Origin of the sequence: Corallococcus sp. AS-1-12, assembly GCF_020036995.1 — a bacterium.
Taxonomy (GTDB): domain Bacteria; phylum Myxococcota; class Myxococcia; order Myxococcales; family Myxococcaceae; genus Corallococcus.
Map to the genome: position 1 here is coordinate 37,542 of NZ_JAIQDD010000031.1, position 18,624 is coordinate 56,165.

17 protein-coding genes are annotated in these 18,624 nt (G+C 71.6%); 4 read left to right on the forward strand and 13 right to left on the reverse strand.

The annotated features are described in order from the left end of the window. Positions 1-93: 93 nt before the first annotated feature. Both K8556_RS32900 and K8556_RS32905 read right to left on the reverse strand, forming a co-directional pair. Positions 94-1,413, reverse strand: coding sequence for a nucleotide sugar dehydrogenase (locus tag K8556_RS32900; RefSeq protein ID WP_304504025.1), 1,320 nt, complete (start codon positions 1,411-1,413; stop codon positions 94-96). 72 nt (positions 1,414-1,485) lie between these two features. Beyond that, complete coding sequence (locus K8556_RS32905) at positions 1,486-3,561, reverse strand: alginate lyase family protein (RefSeq protein WP_223744069.1); 2,076 nt, start codon at positions 3,559-3,561, stop codon at positions 1,486-1,488. A 280-nt stretch (positions 3,562-3,841) separates the two neighbouring features. On the opposite strand from K8556_RS32905, the gene K8556_RS32910 reads away from it, so the two are divergent. Continuing rightward, positions 3,842-4,786, forward strand: coding sequence for a histidine kinase dimerization/phospho-acceptor domain-containing protein (locus K8556_RS32910; protein ID WP_223744070.1), 945 nt, complete (start codon positions 3,842-3,844; stop codon positions 4,784-4,786). A 62-nt stretch (positions 4,787-4,848) separates the two neighbouring features. Here K8556_RS32910 and K8556_RS32915 read toward each other — a convergent pair whose 3' ends face one another. Further along, entirely contained in the window at positions 4,849-5,121 is a 273-nt protein-coding gene (locus K8556_RS32915) for a hypothetical protein (protein WP_223744071.1), read from the reverse strand. Here K8556_RS32915 and K8556_RS32920 point away from each other — a divergent pair. Both K8556_RS32920 and K8556_RS32925 read left to right on the forward strand, forming a co-directional pair. Beyond that, positions 5,111-5,506, forward strand: coding sequence for a hypothetical protein (locus K8556_RS32920; RefSeq protein ID WP_223744072.1), 396 nt, complete (start codon positions 5,111-5,113; stop codon positions 5,504-5,506). The two genes, K8556_RS32915 and K8556_RS32920, sit on opposite strands and share 11 nt — an antisense overlap. Positions 5,507-5,520: 14 nt before the next feature. Beyond that, on the forward strand, positions 5,521-5,709 hold the full coding sequence (locus tag K8556_RS32925; protein ID WP_199724589.1) for a hypothetical protein: 189 nt from the start codon (positions 5,521-5,523) through the stop codon (positions 5,707-5,709). Between the two features lie 90 nt (positions 5,710-5,799). Here the strand turns inward: K8556_RS32925 and K8556_RS32930 are convergent, their stop codons facing one another. Genes K8556_RS32930 through K8556_RS32955 form a run of 6 tightly spaced genes read right to left on the reverse strand, consistent with a single transcriptional unit; the run spans position 5,800 to position 13,025 of the window. Next, positions 5,800-8,337: a response regulator gene (locus tag K8556_RS32930; RefSeq protein WP_223744073.1), complete on the reverse strand. Its 2,538-nt coding sequence runs from the start codon at positions 8,335-8,337 to the stop codon at positions 5,800-5,802. 15 nt (positions 8,338-8,352) lie between these two features. Next, the gene (locus K8556_RS32935) at positions 8,353-8,934 is read right to left on the reverse strand and encodes a chemotaxis protein CheW (RefSeq protein WP_223744074.1); all 582 of its coding nucleotides are present in this window, start codon (positions 8,932-8,934) and stop codon (positions 8,353-8,355) included. Positions 8,935-8,945: 11 nt separating this feature from the next. Beyond that, entirely contained in the window at positions 8,946-9,359 is a 414-nt protein-coding gene (locus K8556_RS32940; protein ID WP_014398150.1) for a two-component system response regulator, read from the reverse strand. After that, positions 9,356-10,942: a methyl-accepting chemotaxis protein gene (locus K8556_RS32945; protein ID WP_223744075.1), complete on the reverse strand. Its 1,587-nt coding sequence runs from the start codon at positions 10,940-10,942 to the stop codon at positions 9,356-9,358. Before K8556_RS32945 ends, K8556_RS32940 begins: the two co-directional genes overlap by 4 nt. A gap of 59 nt (positions 10,943-11,001) precedes the next feature. After that, positions 11,002-12,465 carry a CheR family methyltransferase gene (locus tag K8556_RS32950; protein WP_223744076.1) on the reverse strand — a complete coding sequence of 488 codons (1,464 nt, stop codon included), beginning with the start codon at positions 12,463-12,465 and terminating at the stop codon, positions 11,002-11,004. Then, the gene (locus tag K8556_RS32955; protein WP_223744077.1) at positions 12,462-13,025 is read right to left on the reverse strand and encodes a chemotaxis protein CheW; all 564 of its coding nucleotides are present in this window, start codon (positions 13,023-13,025) and stop codon (positions 12,462-12,464) included. Before K8556_RS32955 ends, K8556_RS32950 begins: the two co-directional genes overlap by 4 nt. Positions 13,026-13,273: 248 nt before the next feature. On the opposite strand from K8556_RS32955, the gene K8556_RS32960 reads away from it, so the two are divergent. Further along, positions 13,274-15,337 carry a protein kinase gene (locus tag K8556_RS32960; protein ID WP_223744078.1) on the forward strand — a complete coding sequence of 688 codons (2,064 nt, stop codon included), beginning with the start codon at positions 13,274-13,276 and terminating at the stop codon, positions 15,335-15,337. Between the two features lie 36 nt (positions 15,338-15,373). On the opposite strand, the gene K8556_RS32965 is transcribed toward K8556_RS32960, so the two are convergent. Genes K8556_RS32965 through K8556_RS32980 form a run of 4 tightly spaced genes read right to left on the reverse strand, consistent with a single transcriptional unit; the run spans position 15,374 to position 18,548 of the window. After that, entirely contained in the window at positions 15,374-16,093 is a 720-nt protein-coding gene (locus tag K8556_RS32965; RefSeq protein ID WP_223744079.1) for an HAD-IB family hydrolase, read from the reverse strand. Between the two features lie 9 nt (positions 16,094-16,102). Further along, the gene (locus tag K8556_RS32970) at positions 16,103-17,068 is read right to left on the reverse strand and encodes a myxosortase-dependent metalloprotease, MXAN_2677/MXAN_2678 family (protein ID WP_223744080.1); all 966 of its coding nucleotides are present in this window, start codon (positions 17,066-17,068) and stop codon (positions 16,103-16,105) included. Further along, entirely contained in the window at positions 17,065-17,967 is a 903-nt protein-coding gene (locus K8556_RS32975; protein WP_223744121.1) for a myxosortase-dependent metalloprotease, MXAN_2677/MXAN_2678 family, read from the reverse strand. Before K8556_RS32975 ends, K8556_RS32970 begins: the two co-directional genes overlap by 4 nt. Continuing rightward, positions 17,967-18,548, reverse strand: coding sequence for a hypothetical protein (locus K8556_RS32980; protein ID WP_223744081.1), 582 nt, complete (start codon positions 18,546-18,548; stop codon positions 17,967-17,969). The genes K8556_RS32975 and K8556_RS32980 overlap by 1 nt, the downstream gene beginning before the upstream one ends. Between the last annotated feature and the right edge of the window lie 76 nt (positions 18,549-18,624).

The following is an 18,624-nucleotide window of genomic DNA, read 5'->3' on the forward strand; positions in this document are numbered from 1 at the left end:
CCGCACTGTAGCCACAAACGCGGCGAGGGCCCTCCCCTCACGCACCCTGGCGTGAAGCGAGGACCCTCCTGCCCGCATGCTCCGTCAGCGGCCTCAAGCCTTGACGATCTTCTCGCGGCCCTGGGTGACGTTCTTGGTCGCGTTGCGCGTGTCGACGACGATGTTCGAGCGCTGGACCAGCTCGTTGTAGTCGATGTGCGAGTGGTCCGTGAGGATCATCACCGCGTCGTACTGGTTGAGCGTCTCCGGGTCGAGCGGGACGGACTTCATCTCCATGTTGAAGCCGTGGCCCTTGTGCAGCTCCTTCACGAACGGGTCGTGGTAGGCGATCTCCGCGCCCTTCTCCTTGAGGAGCGTCATCACGCGCAGCGACGGGGACTCGCGGTGGTCGTCGATGTCCTTCTTGTACGCCGCGCCGATGCAGAGGACCTTCGCGCCGTTGAGCACCTTCTTGTTCTGGTTGAGCGCCTCCATCGTGCGCTGCACCACGTAGTAGGGCATCTGCCAGTTCACCTCACCGGCCAGCTCGATGAACTTGGTGTGGAACTCGAACTCGCGCGCCTTCCACGTCAGGTAGAACGGGTCGATGGGGATGCAGTGCCCGCCCAGGCCGGGGCCCGGGTAGAACGGCTGGAAGCCGAAGGGCTTGGTGCTGGCGGCCTGGATGACCTCCCACACGTCCACGTTCATGCGGTCGCAGAGCATCTTCATCTCGTTGACCATGGCGATGTTCACGCAGCGGTAGATGTTCTCCAGCAGCTTGGCCAGCTCCGCCACGCGCGTGGACGACACCGGCACCACTTCCTTCAGCGCGCTGCCGTAGAGGGCGACCGCCACCTCCAGGCACGCGGGCGAGTAGCCGCCCACGACCTTCGGGATCGTCTTGGTGTTGAAGCCCTTGTTGCCCGGGTCCTCGCGCTCGGGGCTGAAGGCCAGGAAGAAGTCCACGCCCGCCTTGAGGCCGTTCTTCTCCAGCAGCGGCTTCAGCACTTCCTCGGTCGTGCCCGGGTAGGTGGTGGACTCCAGGATGAAGAGCTGGCCGGGGCGCACGTACGGCGCCAGGGCCTCGCCCGTCTGGATGATGAAGGTCATGTCCGGCTCACGCGACGCGGTCAGCGGCGTGGGCACGCAGATGACCACGCAGTCCAGCTCGCGGGCCTTGGCGAAGTCGTTGGTCGCCTTGAGCTTGCCGGCGTGGGTGAGCTCCGCCAGCGGCGCGCTGGGGATGTGCTTGATGTAGCTCTCACCCTTGGCGATCTTGTCGATCTTGCGCTGGTCGACGTCCAGCCCCGTGACCGGGAAGCCCGCTTCCGCGAAGGCCATGCCCAGCGGAAGACCGACGTACCCGAGACCCACCACGCCCACCTTCGCTTCCCGATTCTGAATCCGACCCAGCAACGGGTTGCCAACCATCACGCGCATTGTCGTTACTCCCCAGCAGTTGACGTGCGGCCTCGCCGGCTCACACGTCCCGACCCACACCAATCACCTGAAGACGAACACCCACCCCAACCAAGCCGGAGGCGTCATCTGCCTCCGGAACTCCACCGACACCGCCGGCACCACGCGCCCATACGCGGGCGAGTAGCGAGACGGCACGAGCAGGGTCTCCAACCCCTGCCCGAAGAGCACCCAACCCGCGGGTGCATCCGCCGGACCAATCTCCAGGGCCCGTGCGGCGAAGGCCTCCGGGCCCTCCTGCACGCGCCCCGCCCGCGCCACCACTTCCGCCGCGGGCTGGCACCACCGCGCCTGCGCATCCGGCAGGTGCAAACGTCCGACCACCTCATGACGGCCCGTTCCGACGAGCCGGTCCCCCACGGCCAGCGCGCGCACGTGCCGGTCGAGGAAGAAGGTCCTCTCAATCCCTACCGGGGCCGGCAGGTGGCGGTAGCCGTCATGGCGCACCACCAGCCGGTCATGCTTCGCGCCGGGCTGGAAGGCCACGACGCGAGCCCGGGCATCCTCCGGCAGCGCGAACAACCGCGCCGGATCCAACGGGGCCTGCTCCGCCCCATCCACCTGAAGCGTGTTGTGCGCCGCGGTGCTCCGCATCGCGTTGCGCAGGGCCGGATCCCGCGTGTACGAACCCGTGCCCGAATCGACGATGACGGGGCGGCCGGCGAGGTGAAGCTCGAAGGAAAGCTTGTCGTTGTGGCTGTGTCCTCCGACGCCCCGCTGCCCCTGTTTTCCGGCCGAGACGGTGAGCACGACACCCTCACCGCGCAAGATGTGGAAGCCACCTTCCGAAAAGCTTACAGACGCGGGCGCGGCGGCCACGGGCAGCGCGTTGAAGCGCACCAGGCCCGCGTCGCCCAGGAGCCACGCCGCCTCGTCCGGGAACACGCCGCCGCCCAGCCCCGCGTCGTTGAAGAGCGCCGCGCCCAGCCCCGCGAGGTAGCCGTGGTCCCCGTCCTCGCGCTCCTGGAACGGGAACACGCGGCCGCTGTCGTTGTCGCCAATCTGCGGCGCCAGGCCGTGCTCGGAGGACCACGCGCGGGCCGCGACGAACATCAATCGCAGACGCGCCTCGTACGCGGGCCCCAGCGACAGCCCCGCGCCGCGAGCGACGAGGAAGGCCAGCGTGAACAGCTCCACCGACAGGCGGTGGTAGGGAATGGAGCCCTCGAAGGACGTGCCCTCGGGGTGGACCTGCGCCTCCATCTGCGCGCGCAGGCCGTTGGCCGCGAGCGCCACCTGCCGGGGCGCGCCGGGCAGCTCCGGGAAGAGCAGCCCCACCACCGCGAGCCCCACGTAGTTGGAGACCAGGTGGTTGTTTGGCACCGCGCTGGTGTCCTCCAGGTGGACCTCCACCCAGGCGCAGTGCTCCGCGAGCGCGCCCAGCACGGGCACCAGGAACTCCGGACGGCGCACCTGCGGCGCGTCCGCGAACATCGCCAGCGCCTGCGCGAGGTTGGCCGCGCGCAGGGCAATCTCCATGGGGCACGTCCAGTGGACGCCCATGCCCACGGGGTTCGCCTGCAGGAAGTCCAGCGTCTGCGCGACGAAGGCCGTGGCGAAGCGCGAGCGCTCCGCTCCGGTGTCCGCCACCCACGCGCCCTGGGCCAGCGCCAGCGCGCTGTCCAGCCGCGCCATCACCCACGGGTACTTCGGATCCATGCCCGTCACGTGCAGCGGCATGCGCTCCACGGGGTCCACCGGATAGCGCCGGCCGCTCACCGGCTCCAGGGACCAGTCCACGGGCTTGCCTTCACCGAAGGCCACCTGCGCGCCGAAGACGTCCCACTCCTGACGGAGCGCCTTCCCGGCGCGCTCCAGCGTGCGCGCCTTCGCGCCCGGGAGCTTCTGGATGGCGGCGCGAGCGGACTCGCGCTGCGACAGCTCACACCAGGCCCGCGACGTGCGGTGATCCAGCGCCAGCGTCACCAGCTCCTCGGCGCGGGTGGCGCCGAAGGACTCCAGCAACTGCGCTTCGTCCACCTGCTCCCGGCGGCGGTACAGCGCCTGCCGAGCGACCTTCTGGACCCGGCGGACCGCGCTCTTCGCGAGCGCCCCCGGCGCCATCCGAGCCATCGTCGCGTAGTAATCGAGAGTACCCATCCGCCCCTTCCCGCCCAGCCTGACGTGGGCAGGTGTTAGCAAGCGGCTGGCCAAAACCTTTTCCCAGCAAGAGCAAGGGTTTGGCTTGAGGGGGATGCCCCTGCGTCGGTAAAAATGTCCGCCCGGCCTGCTCACCGTGGGTAAAGGATTGCTGCCGGGTGCGGAACGGAATTGCTCCCTGATGGAGCCGTTGCGCCTCACGGCGGGCATGACCATTCCTTGGCGCGTGCGGGCTGGGGCTTGGATGGGGCGGCGCATCGAGGACGACCTCGATGCCAGGATGGAAACGACGCTGACGGCGGTGGCCGAGCAGGCGCTGCGCGGAGGAACGCGCGCGGGCCTGGAGGCTCTCCTGAAGGCGTCCCTGCGGCTGACCGGCGCGACCGGCGCGGCCCTCTATGAAGGACGCGTGTGCGTGATGAAGGTGGGCAACGTGCCCGCCCGTCGCGCGAACGACTCGAAGCGACCCTCCATCCTGGAGACCTGGCCCGCGCCGCTGACGACGTCTCAGCGGAGCGTGGTGGCCCGCTTCAGCGCGTTCGCTCCGGCGCTGCTCGCGGCGCACGCGCGTGAGGTGGCCCAGGGCGCGCGGCAGGCCCGGCTGCTGGAAGCGAAGCGGCGCCTGGAGCGCACCGTGGCGGCGCAGGACAAGCGGCGCTCGCGCGCGGCCCACGACCTGCGCACGCCGCTCATGGTGATGAAGGGCTACGTGGACATGTTGCTCAAGGGCACCGGGGGACCGCTGGGCCCGCAGGCGCAGCGCTACCTGGAGCGCATCGCCAAGGTCGCCGCGGATCAGAAGGAGCTCATCGACCGGCGCCTGGCGCCCCCCGTTCCCGGCCTGGAGGACCTGCGCCCCGTGCTGACGCGAGCCTTCGCGCCTACGCGAAGCCGCGCCGCCCCCACGCTGAAGCTGCCCGCGGAGCAGACCGTTCCGGTGAGGGGCGCCCGGGCGGACTGGGAGCTGCTCGCCCGCACCCTGGCCCGGGGCACCGCTGGCGCCGTGGCCGTGGACGTCCACCTGGGCCCGGCCCAGGAAGCCTCTCATTGGCTGCTGCGCGTCCGGGCCTGCCCCGGCGCGGCCCTGACGGCGCGGACGCGGGCCATGCTCCAGCAGCTCGCGGAGCGCGTGGGAGGCACGCTGGCCGTGGCCGAGGAGCCCCGGCTGGAGCTCACCCTGGTACTGCCTGGAGATGACGCCTTTCCCGTACCCGCCCAACGCTGAGGGATGAGAAGACGGGAGACGTCGGACCAGGGCGCGAAAGGTGGGTGGAGGTCGCAACTCGCCTACTCGCAAGTGCGATAAAAGGGAAAGCGGTTTTCCTTCCTGCCCCCGAAAGCCTCCCCCATGAAGCTCAACCGAAGCTCGAGCGTGCGTTCCACGCAGTCCGACTCGGCGCTGTCCACGCCGCAGCCGCGTCGAAGCAACTCCATGGACTCGAAGCCCCAGACGACGACGTCGCCGGCTTCGACGCCGGCGAAGCCCACCCGGTCGAACTCGGCACCGCCGACGGCCAACCGCCCGCGCAACCCCGAGGGGGCGGCGAGGGTGAACAGCACGGAGGTGGGCGCGAAGAAGCCGACGACGAACAGCGAGATCCGCGCCTGGTACAAGCAGCAGGTCGCCGGCATCCCCGCGAACGACGCGAAGCTGGCGGCGCAGGGCGCGTCGCTGGAGGACCGCGCCAAGGCCGCGCACGCCATCCGCCATCAGGCCCGCGTGGACGCGCGCCAGTTCATGGGCACGTTCGAATCCGCGCTGCTCAAGGCGCGTGACTTCTTCAAGTACGGCCGGCTGGACGGCCCCTCGTTCGACCAGCTCGTCGGCGAAGCCAAGAAGAGCGGCTTGAGCGAGGCGCAGGCGTACGACAAGATCATCAACAGCTCGCAGCGCACCAACCAGGCCGTGGACAACATCTACGCCAAGCCACAGGCAAAGCTATGACTGCTGATCAACTGATGAAGCAGAAGCTGGAGTGGGTGAAGACGTCGGACCCGCTCCACCCGCTGCGTACCAAGGCGGAGGGCAAGGAGCTGCGCCTGCGCATCGGCGACTTCCCCGAGGAGTCCATGTACACGCTGCTCGTCGACGACCAGGAGGTCACCGAGTTCGACGACTGGCCCAAGGCGTGGGTCCGCCCGCGCTGAAGCGCGGTGACGCCGGAAAGAACAGACGCCCTGTCCCTCGCGCTCAGGCGAAGGACGGGGCGTCGTCGTTCCAGGCCACCCTGCCCCGCTTCAGCCCGGCAGCAGTTGGCGCACGAGCTCCAGGAGCTTGCCGCGCTCCACCTCGCGCTTGACGAGGTAGCCGTCCGCGCCCGCCTCCAGGCCGGCCGCGCGGTCCTCGTTGCTGTCCAGCGACGTCACCAGGATGATGGGCGTGCGCCGGAACATGGGGTGGCCCTTGATGCGCCGGGCCAGTCCCACGCCGTCCAGCCGGGGCATCTGCCAGTCGCTGACCACCAGGTGGCAGTGCACGCGCTCCAGCACCTGCCACGCCTCCTCGCCGTCCGACGCCGTCACCACCGGGTAGCCGGCGATCTCCAGCAGCGACTTCATGGCGAAGCGCGTGGTGAGCGAGTCGTCGCAGACCAGGATGCGCGGCAGCTTGGATTCGCCCGAGGAGGTGCGCGTGTCCGGCTTGGCCGCGCGCAGGAGCTCCGGCGCGTTGAGCACCGGCACCACGCGGCCGTCGTCCAGCACCGCCGCGCCCGCCAGGTGCGTCACGTCCCGCAGGTGCTTGCCCAGCGAGCGGACCACCAGCTCCTGCTGCCCCACCACCTCGTCGATGGCGTACAGCACGCGCTCCTCGCCCAGGGACAGGAGCACCGCCGTCTGCCGCCGGCCGGACTCCAGCGCGAGCGGCATGCGCGGCAGCCCGATGGCCTCCGCGAGCGACAGGAACGTGAGCTGCTCGCCGTCCAGCCGCGCCACCACGCGTCCGGCCACCGTGCCCACGTCGTCCGCGTCCAGCCGCAGCACGCGCTTCACGGTGTCGGAGGGGATGGCGGTGACGGTGGTGCCGGTGCGCACCAGCAGGCCCAGCGCCGCGGCCAGCGTCAGCGGCAGGTCCACGATGAAGCGCGTGCCCTTGCCGGGCGTGTACTCCACGTCCACGCTGCCCTGCAGCCGCTGCGCGGTGGCCAGCACCACGTCCAGGCCCACGCCGCGGCCCGACGTGGACGTCACCTCGTCGCGCGTGGAGAAGCCCGGCTGGAAGATGAGCCGCGCGGCCTGCGCGTCCGACAGCTTGTCCGCCGCCTCCTGGTTCATCAGGCCCCGGCGCACCGCCGTCGCGCGCACGCGCACCGGGTCCAGGCCCGCGCCGTCATCCTCCACGATGACGCCGATGCGCGTGCCCCGCGCCTCCACCCGCACCACCAGCCGGCCCGTCTCCGGCTTGCCCACCGCCTTGCGCGCCGCGGGCATCTCCAGCCCGTGGTCGATGGCGTTGCGCACCAGGTGCACCAGCGGATCCTTCAGCGCGTCCACGATGCGCCGGTCGAGCCGCACGTCGGTGCCGCCCAGCTCCAGCGCCACCTCCTTGTCCAGCCGCGAGGCCGTCTCGCGCACCGTGCGCCGCAGCGGCTCCAGCACCTGCGAGGCCGGCACCATGCGCAGATCGCGCAGGTCGTCGCGGATGACCTGCGCCACCAGCGACTGCTGCTCACCGTCGCGGTGCGCCTCCTTCGCGTGCTCCAGGAGGCGCTTCTGCATCGTGCGCATCAGGCCCACGCCCGTGCGCAGCGGCTCCAGCGCGGACCCGCCGCCGGCCATGGCCAACTGCGACGCGGCGCGCTCCAGGTGCAGCAGGACCTCGTGCGCCTGATCCGTCAGCGACCGGAAGCCCTCCGTGCGCCGGCCCTGCTGCGCGCGCCCGGACACCAGGTGCTCCACCTGGAGCGCCAGCGAGTCCAGCGTCCTCACCGACACGCGCACCGCGCGGTCCACCGTCCCGGCGCGCCCCTCCGGGGCCGGGGTGTTCGCGCGCGCCACGGGCTTCGCCGCGGGGGCCGGGGCCGGCTTCGCGGGCTCGGGCTCCGGGATCGCGCCCGCGTCCTCCGCCACGCTCAGCGCCATGCGCAGGTCCACCAGCGCGCCCGCCACCTCCGACGCCGCCTGGCCCGCCGCGTCCCCGCCCTCCTCCATGCGCGTGAAGCCCAGCGCCGCGGCCTCCGCCAGCGAGGCCACCGCGTCCGCCTGGACGGCCTCCGCGCTCTGGCGCAGGGCGTGCGCCTGGTCCACCGCCGCGCGCACCGCGCCCGCCCGGTCCTCCACCTTGGGGGACACCAGCGTGCTCAGCGCGTTCTCCAGCGCCACCAGCGCCTTGAGTCCGTCCTCGCCCAGCGGGCCGTTGATGGCGGCGTCGTCTGAGCCGGGGGCGGCTGGCTCCTCGTGGCCCAGGGCCTTGAGCAGCGCGGCCACGCCCTCCACCACGGGCTGCTCGCCCGCGTCGCCCCGGTTGAGGGCGTTCTCGATGGCGGAGAGGCCTCGCAGCATCGCCTCCACGGCGCCCCGGGAGATGGGCTGATCCACGTCGACGTGGGACAGCCCGTCCTCGATGGCGTGGACGATGCGTTCGATGTCGTCCAGCCCCAGGCTCGCCGCGGAGCCCTTGAGGCTGTGCACCACGCGCTTGAGCGACGGCAGCAGGTCCGCGTCGCGGGCGCTGGCGGGCTGCTCCAGCCCCAGCACCTTCGACCCGATGGCCTGAATCTGCTCGCGCGTCTCCGCGGCGAACACCGGCCAGATGCTGCGCAGCAACTGCGGATCCATGAAACCCAGTCCCCTCTAGCCGCGCCGTGCGGCCGCCGGGTTGCCCAGCTGTGTGAGGTCCAGCACCGTGAGCCGGTCCGACGTCAGGAACAGGAACGGCCCCGGCGGCGGCTGGGACAGCTCCGCGCGCGGCAACTCCAGCCGTCCGTCCACGACCTCCGCCGCCAGCCCGAACGCCTCGTCCTCCACTTCCACCACCACGACCTTGCTCAGGTCGGACATGCCCCCGCCCTCCAACCCCAACAACTGCCGCAGGTCCAGCACCGGCACGATGCGCGAGCGCGACAGCAGCGCCCCCAGCACGTGGCGCGGCGCCCCGGGAAGCGAGCACATCCCGCGCGACTCCAGCACGTGGTCCACGTAGTCGATCTTCACCGCGTAACGCTCGCCGCCCACGTGGAAGGCGAGCACCGTGACGACCTCCTGGCGCGTCTCGTGGCGCGAGTTGGCCAGCGCCACCGCGCGCTGGTGCAACACCTCGCGCCGCTTGTGGGCGCTCACCACCGTGGCGCCCTCCAGCAGCATCTGGGCCGCGTCGAGCGAGGCCTTCAGCTCTTCGAAGTCGATGGGCTGGAGCTTGCGGTCTTCGTTGGACATGGGCGGGCGGCTCAGTACTTCGTGGCCGGCAGCTTGAGGATGTCCCGCACCTTGGAGCGCAGGTCGTCCACGGACACCGGCTTGTTGAGGAACGCGCTCGCGCCGACGAGCTTGCCCTTCTGGCGGCTCGCGTCGTCCTTCAGCGACGTGAGCAGCATGAAGGGCGTGTCGTGCAGCTTCGGGTCGCCCCGGATGGCCGCGCACAGCGCGAAGCCGTCCATCTCCGGCATCTGCACGTCGGAGATGATCAGGTCCGGCTTCTGCTCGCGCGCCCGCTTCAGTCCCACCGCGCCGTTGGGCGCGTCCAGGAAGTCCAGCCCCCACCCCATCAGATAGACCTGCAGGAGGTTGGTGATGGTCTTCGTGTCCTCCACGATGAGCACCTTGGCCGCCTTGCGTGCCCCGCCCGTCACGTTGCTGTTCATAGCTGGTACCTGCCTACAAGTTCAGAGAAGCGCTTCGACAAGATGGAGAGGTTGCCGGCCACCTGCTCGATGCGCCGGGTGCCCTCCACCGAATCACTCATGGCGGACGTCAGCTCGCCCATCGCCGTGGCGATCTGCTCCACGCCAATGGTCTGCTGCCGCGTGTTGCCCGCGATCTGCCGCGCCGCCCCGGACGACTCGCGGATGACCTCCGACAGGCCCAGGATGGTGGAGCCCGCGCCGCGCGCAAGCTCCATCGCCGCCTGGGCGCGCCGGCTGCCCTCGTCCGTCGTGGTGACGGCCACGCGGGTGCCCTTCTGCACCTCGCCCAGGAGCACGCGCACCTGGTCGGCGGCCATCCGGGACTGCTCCGCCAGCGTGCGCATCTCCGTGGCCACCACGGCGAAGCCGCGCCCGTGCTCGCCCGCCTTCGCCGCCTCGATGGAGGCGTTGAGGGCCAGCAGGTTGGACTGCTCCGCCACGTCCTTCACCTGTCCGATGATGTCGCTGATCTGCAGCGTGCGCTCGTTCAGGTCGGTGATGGCCAGGGCAATGGCCTTCACCTGTTCGCCCAGCTTCTCCATGCCCTCCACGCTCTCCGTGACGACCTTCTGGCCCTGGGCGCTGAGCGACTCCGACTTCTGCGTCTGGGCAATCACGGCGTCCGCGTAGGACGTGGCCTGCTTGGAGGTCTGGGCGATCTCCGCCACCGTGGTGCTGGTCTCGTTGATGGCGGACGCCTGCTGGTGCGCCATCGCGGACTGCTGCGTGGACGTGGCCAGCACGCCCGCGGCCTCGTGCTCCAGGTCCGTGGCCGCGCCGCGCAGGTCGTGCAGCAGGTGCACCAGCGCGTCCGCCATGGTGGCGAAGCTGCGCGCCAGCTCGCCAATCTCGTCCGTGCCGGTGGTGTCGATCTGCTGGCGCAGGTCCCCCGCGGCGATTCCCACCGCCGCGCGGGCCAGCCGCTCCAGCGGCACGATGAAGAGGCTGGCCATGCCGGCCGCGGCCAGCAGGCCCAGCACCAGCACCAGCAGGCCCAGGCCCGCGGTGCGCCAGGTGCTGGAGGACAGCGACTCCGCCAGCGCCTCGCGGTCCAGCGCCAGTTGCACGGTGCCCACGCGCTTGAGCGCGCCGCCCGGCGGGCCGAAGAGGATGGGCGCCGTCGTCTCCACCACGGGCAGCGTGCCGGCCGTCAAGAGGCGGTCCACCACCCCGTCGCCGTCCGCGGGCTCCACGGCGGCGGCGGTCGCGAAGTGCTCGTCCGCGGAGCGCGCCAGCACCTTGCCGCTCGCGTCGCGGATGACGATGTACGCGATGTCCGGCACGCTCTTGAGGGCCGCGTCGGTGCCCAGTTGGAGCATGGCCGCGTCGTTCGCCGCCGCGGACGCGGCCACGCTGAACGCCATGCCGATGCCCACCGCGCGCGAGCGCTTGGTGAGCTCATCCAGCAGACCGTCGCTCATCTGCATCCAGAACGCGAAGGTCAGGATGCCGACCAGCACGATGCCGAAGATGCCCGTGCCCCCGAGGATCTTCGTCCGCAGGCTGAGCCTGGTCGAATCCGCCCCTTGAGGCGACGCCATCTTCAAACCTTTCGCTTCCACGTTGTCCCCACCTCACGTGTACCGGCGCGCCCCGGCCTTCAGCGCGCGCCCTGCCAGCCCATCTGCGAAGAACGGGGAGCCAGCGCCTGCCGCAGGCCCCCCGCCGTCATCGTCGTCTCCACGCCTCGCAGCGGGTGCTCGTCATCCAATCCATCCAACGCCCGCAGCGCGTTCTGCCGCGCGCGCTCCGCGTCCTCGCGCCGGTCCAGGCGGCTGTAGAGCGCCACCAGCGTCGCATGTCCCAGCGCCAACTGCGGCTCCAGGTACAACGCCTTTCGCACCGCCTCCACCGCCGCGTCCAGGTCGTTGCGCGACTCGGCCACCATCGCCAGGAGCAGGTACGCCTCCGGGGACAGCGCCCGCGCCGCCTCGCGCGCCAGCGCCTCCGCCTCGTCGAACTGGCCCGCGTGCGCCGCCTCCAGCGCCCGCGTCAGCAGGCCCGCGTCCTGGGCCGCGCGAGCCGCCGGCGTGGAGGCCGGGGCCTGGGACCGCGGAGCCTCCGCCACCGGCGCCGGGCTGGACGGCCGCGCCGAGAAGGCCTGCAGGGTCGCGGGCGTGGCGCGGGGCGAGAGCCGCAGGCTGCCCGGCACCGGCGTCTCCCGGCGGAGCGCGGCGGCGAGGGCCGCCTGGGCGTCGCGACGCGGAGCGGCCACGGTGGCGGACTCGCCCGCCGTCCACGGCTGCTCCAGCGGCATGCGCAGCACGGGGGTGCCGTCCACGTCCAGCGTCTCCAGCCCCATCTCGTTGGTGAGCGGCACCTCCGCGGGCGACACGAAGAGCAGCCCGCCCGGCGCGAGCGCGCTGACCAGCCGGCTCAGCACCGCGCGCACCAACTGCGGCGTGAAGTAGATGAGGACGTTGCGGCAGAAGATGGCGTGGAAGCCCAGGGACGGCACCGCGTCCGTGGCCAGGTTGTGGCGGCGGAAGTCCACCGTGCGCGCGACGTCCGGGGTGACGGTGTGCTGCGCGTCATTGCCCGCCGCGCCCGGGTGCGCGACCAGGAAGCGCTTCTCCAGGTCCGGCTCGATGCGCCGCAGCGACCACGGGCTGTACACGCCGGCCTTCGCGCGCTGCAGGGCCCGGCCGGACACGTCCGTCGCCAGCACGCGGAAGCGCCCGCCGTTGCCCAGCCCCGCGGCCATCAGCGCCATGGCGATGCTGTAGGGCTCCTCGCCGCTCGCGCAGCCCGCGCTCCAGACGTGGAACGGGCCCCCCTGGTGCAGCCGGGCCCGCGAGGCCAGCGCGCGCAGGTGCTCCGGGTGGCGGAAGAAGTAGGTCTCGCCGATGACGGCGTGCTCGATGAACGCCTCCACCGCCGTCGGCTCGCGGATGAGCAACTGGCGCAGGAAGGCCGCCTCGGACATGTGGCGCGTCAGCGCCGCGCGGGACAGCGCGGGCTCCAACGAGCGACGCAGGCTGCTCGCGAGCGTCAGGCCGCAGGCGCCCTGGAGCACCTCCTCGACCTTCGCGAGCGTGGCGTCGTCGAGAAGCCCTTCGCTCACAGGCCCTCCGTACCGTTCAGGAGCGCGCTCGTGCGCAAGAGCGGGCGCAGCCCCTCCGGCGTGCGGCACAGCCCGGCCATCAGCCCGGTGCCGTCCCAGGGCAGCTTCTCCTCGCCGTTGGGAGAGCCGTCCACCAGCACCGGCGTCTCCACCAGGTCCTTCACCCGGTCCACCAGCAGCGCCACCATCCGGCCCGCGTCCACCACCACCAGCAGCGAGTCCAGATCCGGCGTGCGCCGGACGCCCAGCAGGCGCGCCACGTCCACCACCACCGCCGGACTGCCGCGGTAGACGAAGGAACCGGACACGTGCGCCGGCGCGCCGGGCAGCGGATCCAACGCCACCAGGCGCACCACCTCCTGCACCTGCTTCGCGGGCACGAGCGCGGTCGTGTCGCCTGCTTCCACGGTCAGGTAGAGGCCTGGCAGGCGGACCTCGCCCTGCAGGGAGACGAGCTCCTGGCGCAACTGGTTCTGCTCCGCCTCCAGCGCGCTCAGGCGCTGTTGCACGGAGATCCGGCGCGCTTGAGGAGCAACGGGGACTCTGGGGGTTTCGGCCATCTGGAGAACTCGGCCCACCGCATGGCGGGCAGGAAGAAAAACCGTAATCCGGGAGCCCTGCCCAACGCAATGCGGGCTTACCCGAAGGTCGCGACTCACATCCCCCCCTGCGACCGGGGTCGCGCTTGCCCCGACGTGGTGGATTCCGGACCCCCTTGGCGTGCGCCGCACCGGCGAGTTGTGCTTGGATGCAGGTGCGCTGCTTTTGCCGGAGAAACCATGTTGCACGCAGCTTCTAGGGGACACGAATGATCAAGAGCGATTCCCCGAGCCCAGAGGCGCCGGGAACGGATCCGCTCATCGGCCGGACGTTGAACGGCCGCTTCAGCATTCTGGAGCCCCTGGGCGTGGGTGGCATGGGCAAGGTGTACCGCGCCCTGCAAGCCCCCCTGGAGCGGGTCGTCGCGCTCAAGGTGCTCAACCCCAACTTCCCGAGCAGCCGCGACCCCGGCTTCCAGAAGCGCTTCCTGCGCGAGGCGTCGCTGACGTCGAAGCTGCGGCACCCGAACACCGTCACCGTCATCGACTACGGGCAGACGGACGACGGCATCTACTACATCGCGATGGAGTACCTGGAGGGTCGTACGCTCCAGCAGGTGCTGGGCCAGGCGGGCCCCCTGCCCTGGGCGCGCGCGGTGTCGGTGGCGCAGCAGGTGTGCCGCTCGCTGCGCGAGGCGCACGCGCTGGGCATCGTCCACCGCGACCTGAAGCCCGCGAACATCATGATCCTCAACGAGGCGGATCAGGACCTGGTGAAGGTCCTGGACTTCGGCCTCGTGAAGTCCGTGGCGCCGCAGCAGGAGGGGCCCGTCAGCCCCGAAATCACCCAGAACGGCACGTTCCTGGGCTCGCCCCAGTACATGGCGCCGGAGCAGGCGCGCAACATCGCGGACGCCCGCAGCGACGTGTACTCGCTGGGCATCATGCTGTTCCAGATGCTGATGGGCCGGCCGCCCTTCATCGCGCGCGACCACATCGAGCTCATCTTCGCCCACTACAAGGAACCGCCCCCCACGTTCCAGTCCGTGCGCCCGGACCTCGCGGTGCCGCCGGAGATTGAAATGGTGGTGCGCCGCTGCCTGGAGAAGGATCCGGCGCGGCGCTTCCAGACGATGGACGAGCTGCTGGAGGGCCTGCGCGAGGCGCACATGGCCGCGGGCGGCAACAGCGGCGTGTTCCGCCGGCTGGGCGGCGCCTCGACGACGGGCCCCTACCCCTCGCCGCCGACGACGGGCCCCTACGCGTCCCCGCTGTTCGCCAACGTGGGCAACGCGGAGCCCGCGGACGGCGGGCTCGCGGTGGACATCAGCGTGGAGGTGCCGGCGGACGTGCAGCGCGCCCGCCAGCGCACGCTGATGATGGGCGCGCTGGGTGGCGTGATGGTGGCGGGCCTGGTGGGCATCACGCTGTTCCTCCTGCGCGGCAGCGGCCCCGAGGAGAGGCCCGCGCAGCCGGTGGCCCCGGCCACGGCCCCCACCGCGCAGGCCCCGGTGGCGGAGGCCCCCACGGCGGCGCCCGCGCCGGGCAAGGTGCGCTTCCGGCTGATGAGCCAGCCGTCCGGCGCGCGCGTCTACTACAAGGGCAAGGAGAAGGGCGTGACGCCCTTCGTGATGGAGCTGCCCCTGGGCAGCGAGGGCAGCATCACCGCGGAGCTGACCTTCGCGCTGGAGGGCTACCAGACGGAGACCATCATCACCGGCGGCTCCGGTGAGGTGGTGCTGTCCCAGAAGCTGACCAAGCGCCGGGGCGGCGGCGAGCGCCCGAGCCGCGTGGACCTGGCCAGCGCCTCCACCCCCGAGGACTTCGAGAACGTGGCCCCGGCGACGCCGGGCGGGCTCGCCGCGCCGGTGATGATGCAGGCCACGGCCCCGGCCACCCCGGCGGCGGTCCCCGCCACGACGTCGGACAAGGCGCTGGGCGCGCTGGGCGCCTCCGCCGCGGCGCCGGTCAGCGCGGCGGGCAGCCTGGCGGTGCCGTCGCTGACGACCGGCGCGCTCGCCCCCGTCAACCCGAACGCCGTCATCCCCTTCAACGACGCCATGGAGCGGCCGGTGCTGCTGGAGGAGGGCCGGGACATCGCCTACACGCGCGAGGCGCTCGCCATCAAGGCGGAGGGGCTCGTGGCGGTGCGCTGCACCATCACCACCAAGGGGCTCGTGGAGAACTGCCGCATCCTGAAGATGGTGCAGCACATGGACAAGGCGGTGCTCGACTCGCTCCAGTCCCGCGTCTACAAGCCCATCCAGTACCAGGGCCGCCCGGCGAACGTGGACTACACGTTCACCATGCGGCTCGTGTCCCCGCGCCGCTGAAGAAGGCGACGCGCCTCCACCGCGCCCGCCTCCTCATCAGGGGCCGGTGGAGGGCACCAGCGGCGGCGACGGAGGGACGGACGGGGTGGCGCCTCCCGGAGGCACGCCCCAGTCCACCACCGGCCAGCCCCGCCGCCGGGCCTCGCGGCGCAGCCGGTGGTCCGGGTTCACCACCACCGGGCGCCCCACCACCTCCAGCACCGGCAGGTCTGAGTACGAGTCCGTGTAGAAGGCGCACGCGGACAGCGGCACCCCCGCGTCCTTCGCGGCGGCCTCCGCGTAGAAGCGCTTGCCCTCGCCGAAGCACACGGCCCCCAGCGGGCGCCCGGTGTGCAGCCCCGCCGCGTCCACCTCGAAGCGGTTGCACAGCACGCCGTCCAGGCACAGCTCGCGCGCCACCAGGTCGGACAGGTAGCCCGAGGACGACGTGAGGAGCACCAGCCGGTCCCCGGCCTCGCGGTGGGCCTCCAGCGCCAGCAGGGCCCCGGGCCGGTACTGCCCGCGCACGGCCTCCGCGTAGAAGTCCGCGGAGCGCGCCTCCAGGGCCTTCGCGTCGGAGCCCGTGAGCAGCGCCGTGGCGCGCAGGAGCACGTCCTGCATGGCCACGAAGCCCAGGTGGTAACGGGTGAGCAGCAGGCTGGCGCGCAGGGCCTCCCAGCGGGAGATGTGGCCCAGCGCCAGCTCGCGGCGCACCCAGAGCGACGCGGAGTTGGCGGCGAGCAGCGTCCTGTCCAGGTCGAAGAAGGCGACGGCCACGTCCAGAGTCTAACCGCGCGCTCCGCCCGGGGCAGCGCCAGGGGGGCCGACCCGGGGGGCCGCTGACCGCCTGCCCCTGCGCAGCAGCGCCGCGCCCCAGAGCAGCGCGGCGGCCACGCCCGGCCCTCCCGAGGAGGCGCCGCAGCCCGTGCCCTTCCCGTCCGCCACCAGCTTCAAGCCCGGGTCCTCCGGGATGCGGCACTGCGTGGGCGGCAGGCCGCGCGGATAGGCCGAGCAGAAGCCGGCCGCGGAGCCCGCGTCGATGACGCGCTTGGAGGTCTCTCCCTGGGAGGCCGTGGCCTCCATGGTGGAGCCCGCGGAGAAGACATGGTCCAGCCCGACGACGTGGCCAATCTCGTGCGTCATGGTGTTCTGCACGTCGTAGGCGACGCAGTCGGCGGACGGCGTGCCCGAGCACGGCGGGCCATTCACGGTGGTGAAGAGGAAGCTGGGACCGAAGTCCGTCTCCGCCGCGTTGAGCTCGATGTCCGAGTCCACCACGGCGCCGTCCTTGAAGCTGAACGACGACGTGGTGAGCCCGATGGTGGCGCCCCCGTGCGCCCAGCACCGGTAGACGTTGCCGCACGTCTCCTCCCCCCAGCACGCGTCGTCCGGCGGGGCCACGTCCTGGCAGTTGCGCTCGCGGAAGGTGACGACGTTGTAGTTGTCGAAGGGGTGCTCCTGGTCGTAGCCGATTTCGACGGAGCGCGACCAGTCCTCGCCCCGGATGAAGCGGAAGTCGCTGCACGTCGCGGACAGCGCCCGCCACGCGTCGAAGGCCGCCTCCATGGCGGCGAACTCCGTGTCCCCGGGCGTGCGCGTGCTGCCGGCCGCGTCCAGGTGGTAGACGTAGTCACGCCCCGGCCACACCAGGCACAGCGGGCGGCCCGGCACGAGCGTGCGCTTGAAGTCCTGCTGCGCGCCCGCCGCTCCCGCGCACAGCAGCACTCCCAGGAGCAGCAGGCGACAGCTCACCGTCCACCCCGCCGGCGGCGGGCCAGCAGCGAGGCCGCGGCCAGCAGCGGCAGCACCGCCAGTCCGCCGGCCGCCGCGGTGCAGCCGTCGTCGCCGCCGTCCCCGTCGCCGTTCCCATTGCCGTTGCCATTGCCGTTCACCGGCAGGCAGGGCTGGCTCGCGCTGCCCTTGGGGTACGCGGCGCACACGAAGCTGCGCGAACCGGAGTCGATGTTGCGCTTGGACGTCTCGCCCGGCGGGGCGCTGGGGTTCATCGTGGAGCCCGTCGCCAGCGTGTGGTCCAGGCCCACGAAGTGGCCCACCTCATGGGTGGCCGTGTTCTGCACGTCCGTGTCCACGCAGTCCGGCGTGGCGACGATGCCGCACGGGCCGCCGTTGCCGGTGGTGAAGTTGAAGCGCGCGGCGTTGAAGGAGATATCCGAGTCGTAGACGACGCCCGTGTTCTCGTCGTACGTGGTGAGCGTGATGGCGATGGTGCCGTCGCTGTCATCCCAGCAGTCGTACGTGTTCGCGCACGTGTCCTGGGTGAAGCACGCGTCGTTGGCGTCCACGACCTCGCGACAGGCGCGGCCCCGGAAGAGGATGAGGTTGATGTTGCCGCCGGAGCGGCTGTAGCCCACCGTCCGGGAGTTCACGCGCGCGCCCTCCGCCAGCGTCAGGTTGCCGCAGGAGGCGAAGATGTCCTGCCAGCTCTGGAACGAGCGGGTGATGGCGTCGAACTCCGTGTGGTTCGTCACCTTCGGGTTGCCCACGGTGCTCTGCTGCCAGGTGACCTTGGACTGCGTCCAGTACAGGCACTGCGTGGCCTCGTCCCCGGGGGTCACCCGGCTGCGCACGTACGGCGCGGAGCTCTGTCCCATCACCGCCGCCAGCACCACCCATGACGCGAGCGCGCCCATCACTTCGCCCCCTTCTTCGCGGGCGCCGCCTGCTGCGCCTGGACCGCCGCGCGCACGGAGGCCTTCAGCTCCTCCAGCGTCACCGGCTTCGCGTTCGACACCGTCTCCTGGCGCGTCTTCGGATCAATCAGCACCGCGTCCCCGGTGGACGCCGGCACCGCCATCGCGCCCGGGCCGGCGCGCTGGACCTGGTACTTGCCCTGCGCCATGCCGGACAACTGGAACGCGGCCGCGCCGCGCTTCTCCAGGAAGACGACGACCTCCTCGCCCTCGGAGAAGGACGCGAGCCCGCTCACCACCTGGCCGATGTCGCCCATCCGGCCTCCCGGCTGGGTGACGACCACCGTGCCGCCGGGCTGCCCCTTGAGGGCCTCCGTCACCTGGATCTCCACGTCGGTGACGATGCGGCGGTTGTCCCCGCTCCACCGGCTCTGCACGCGCCGGACGACCCCCTGCACCACCGCGTCCGACGTCTGCGCCATCTGCGGCAGGTCCGTCCGCAGCATCGTGGTGGCCCCCACCGGCAGCCCTCCGAGCAGGGTGGCCAGCACCACCGTGCGAACCGCGTGTCGAATCGACATGGATAGTCTCCTTGGCCGCGCAGCCTAACCCCAAGCGGGCGGCTTGCGTTGACCCTCGTGCACCCGTCCTGCTATC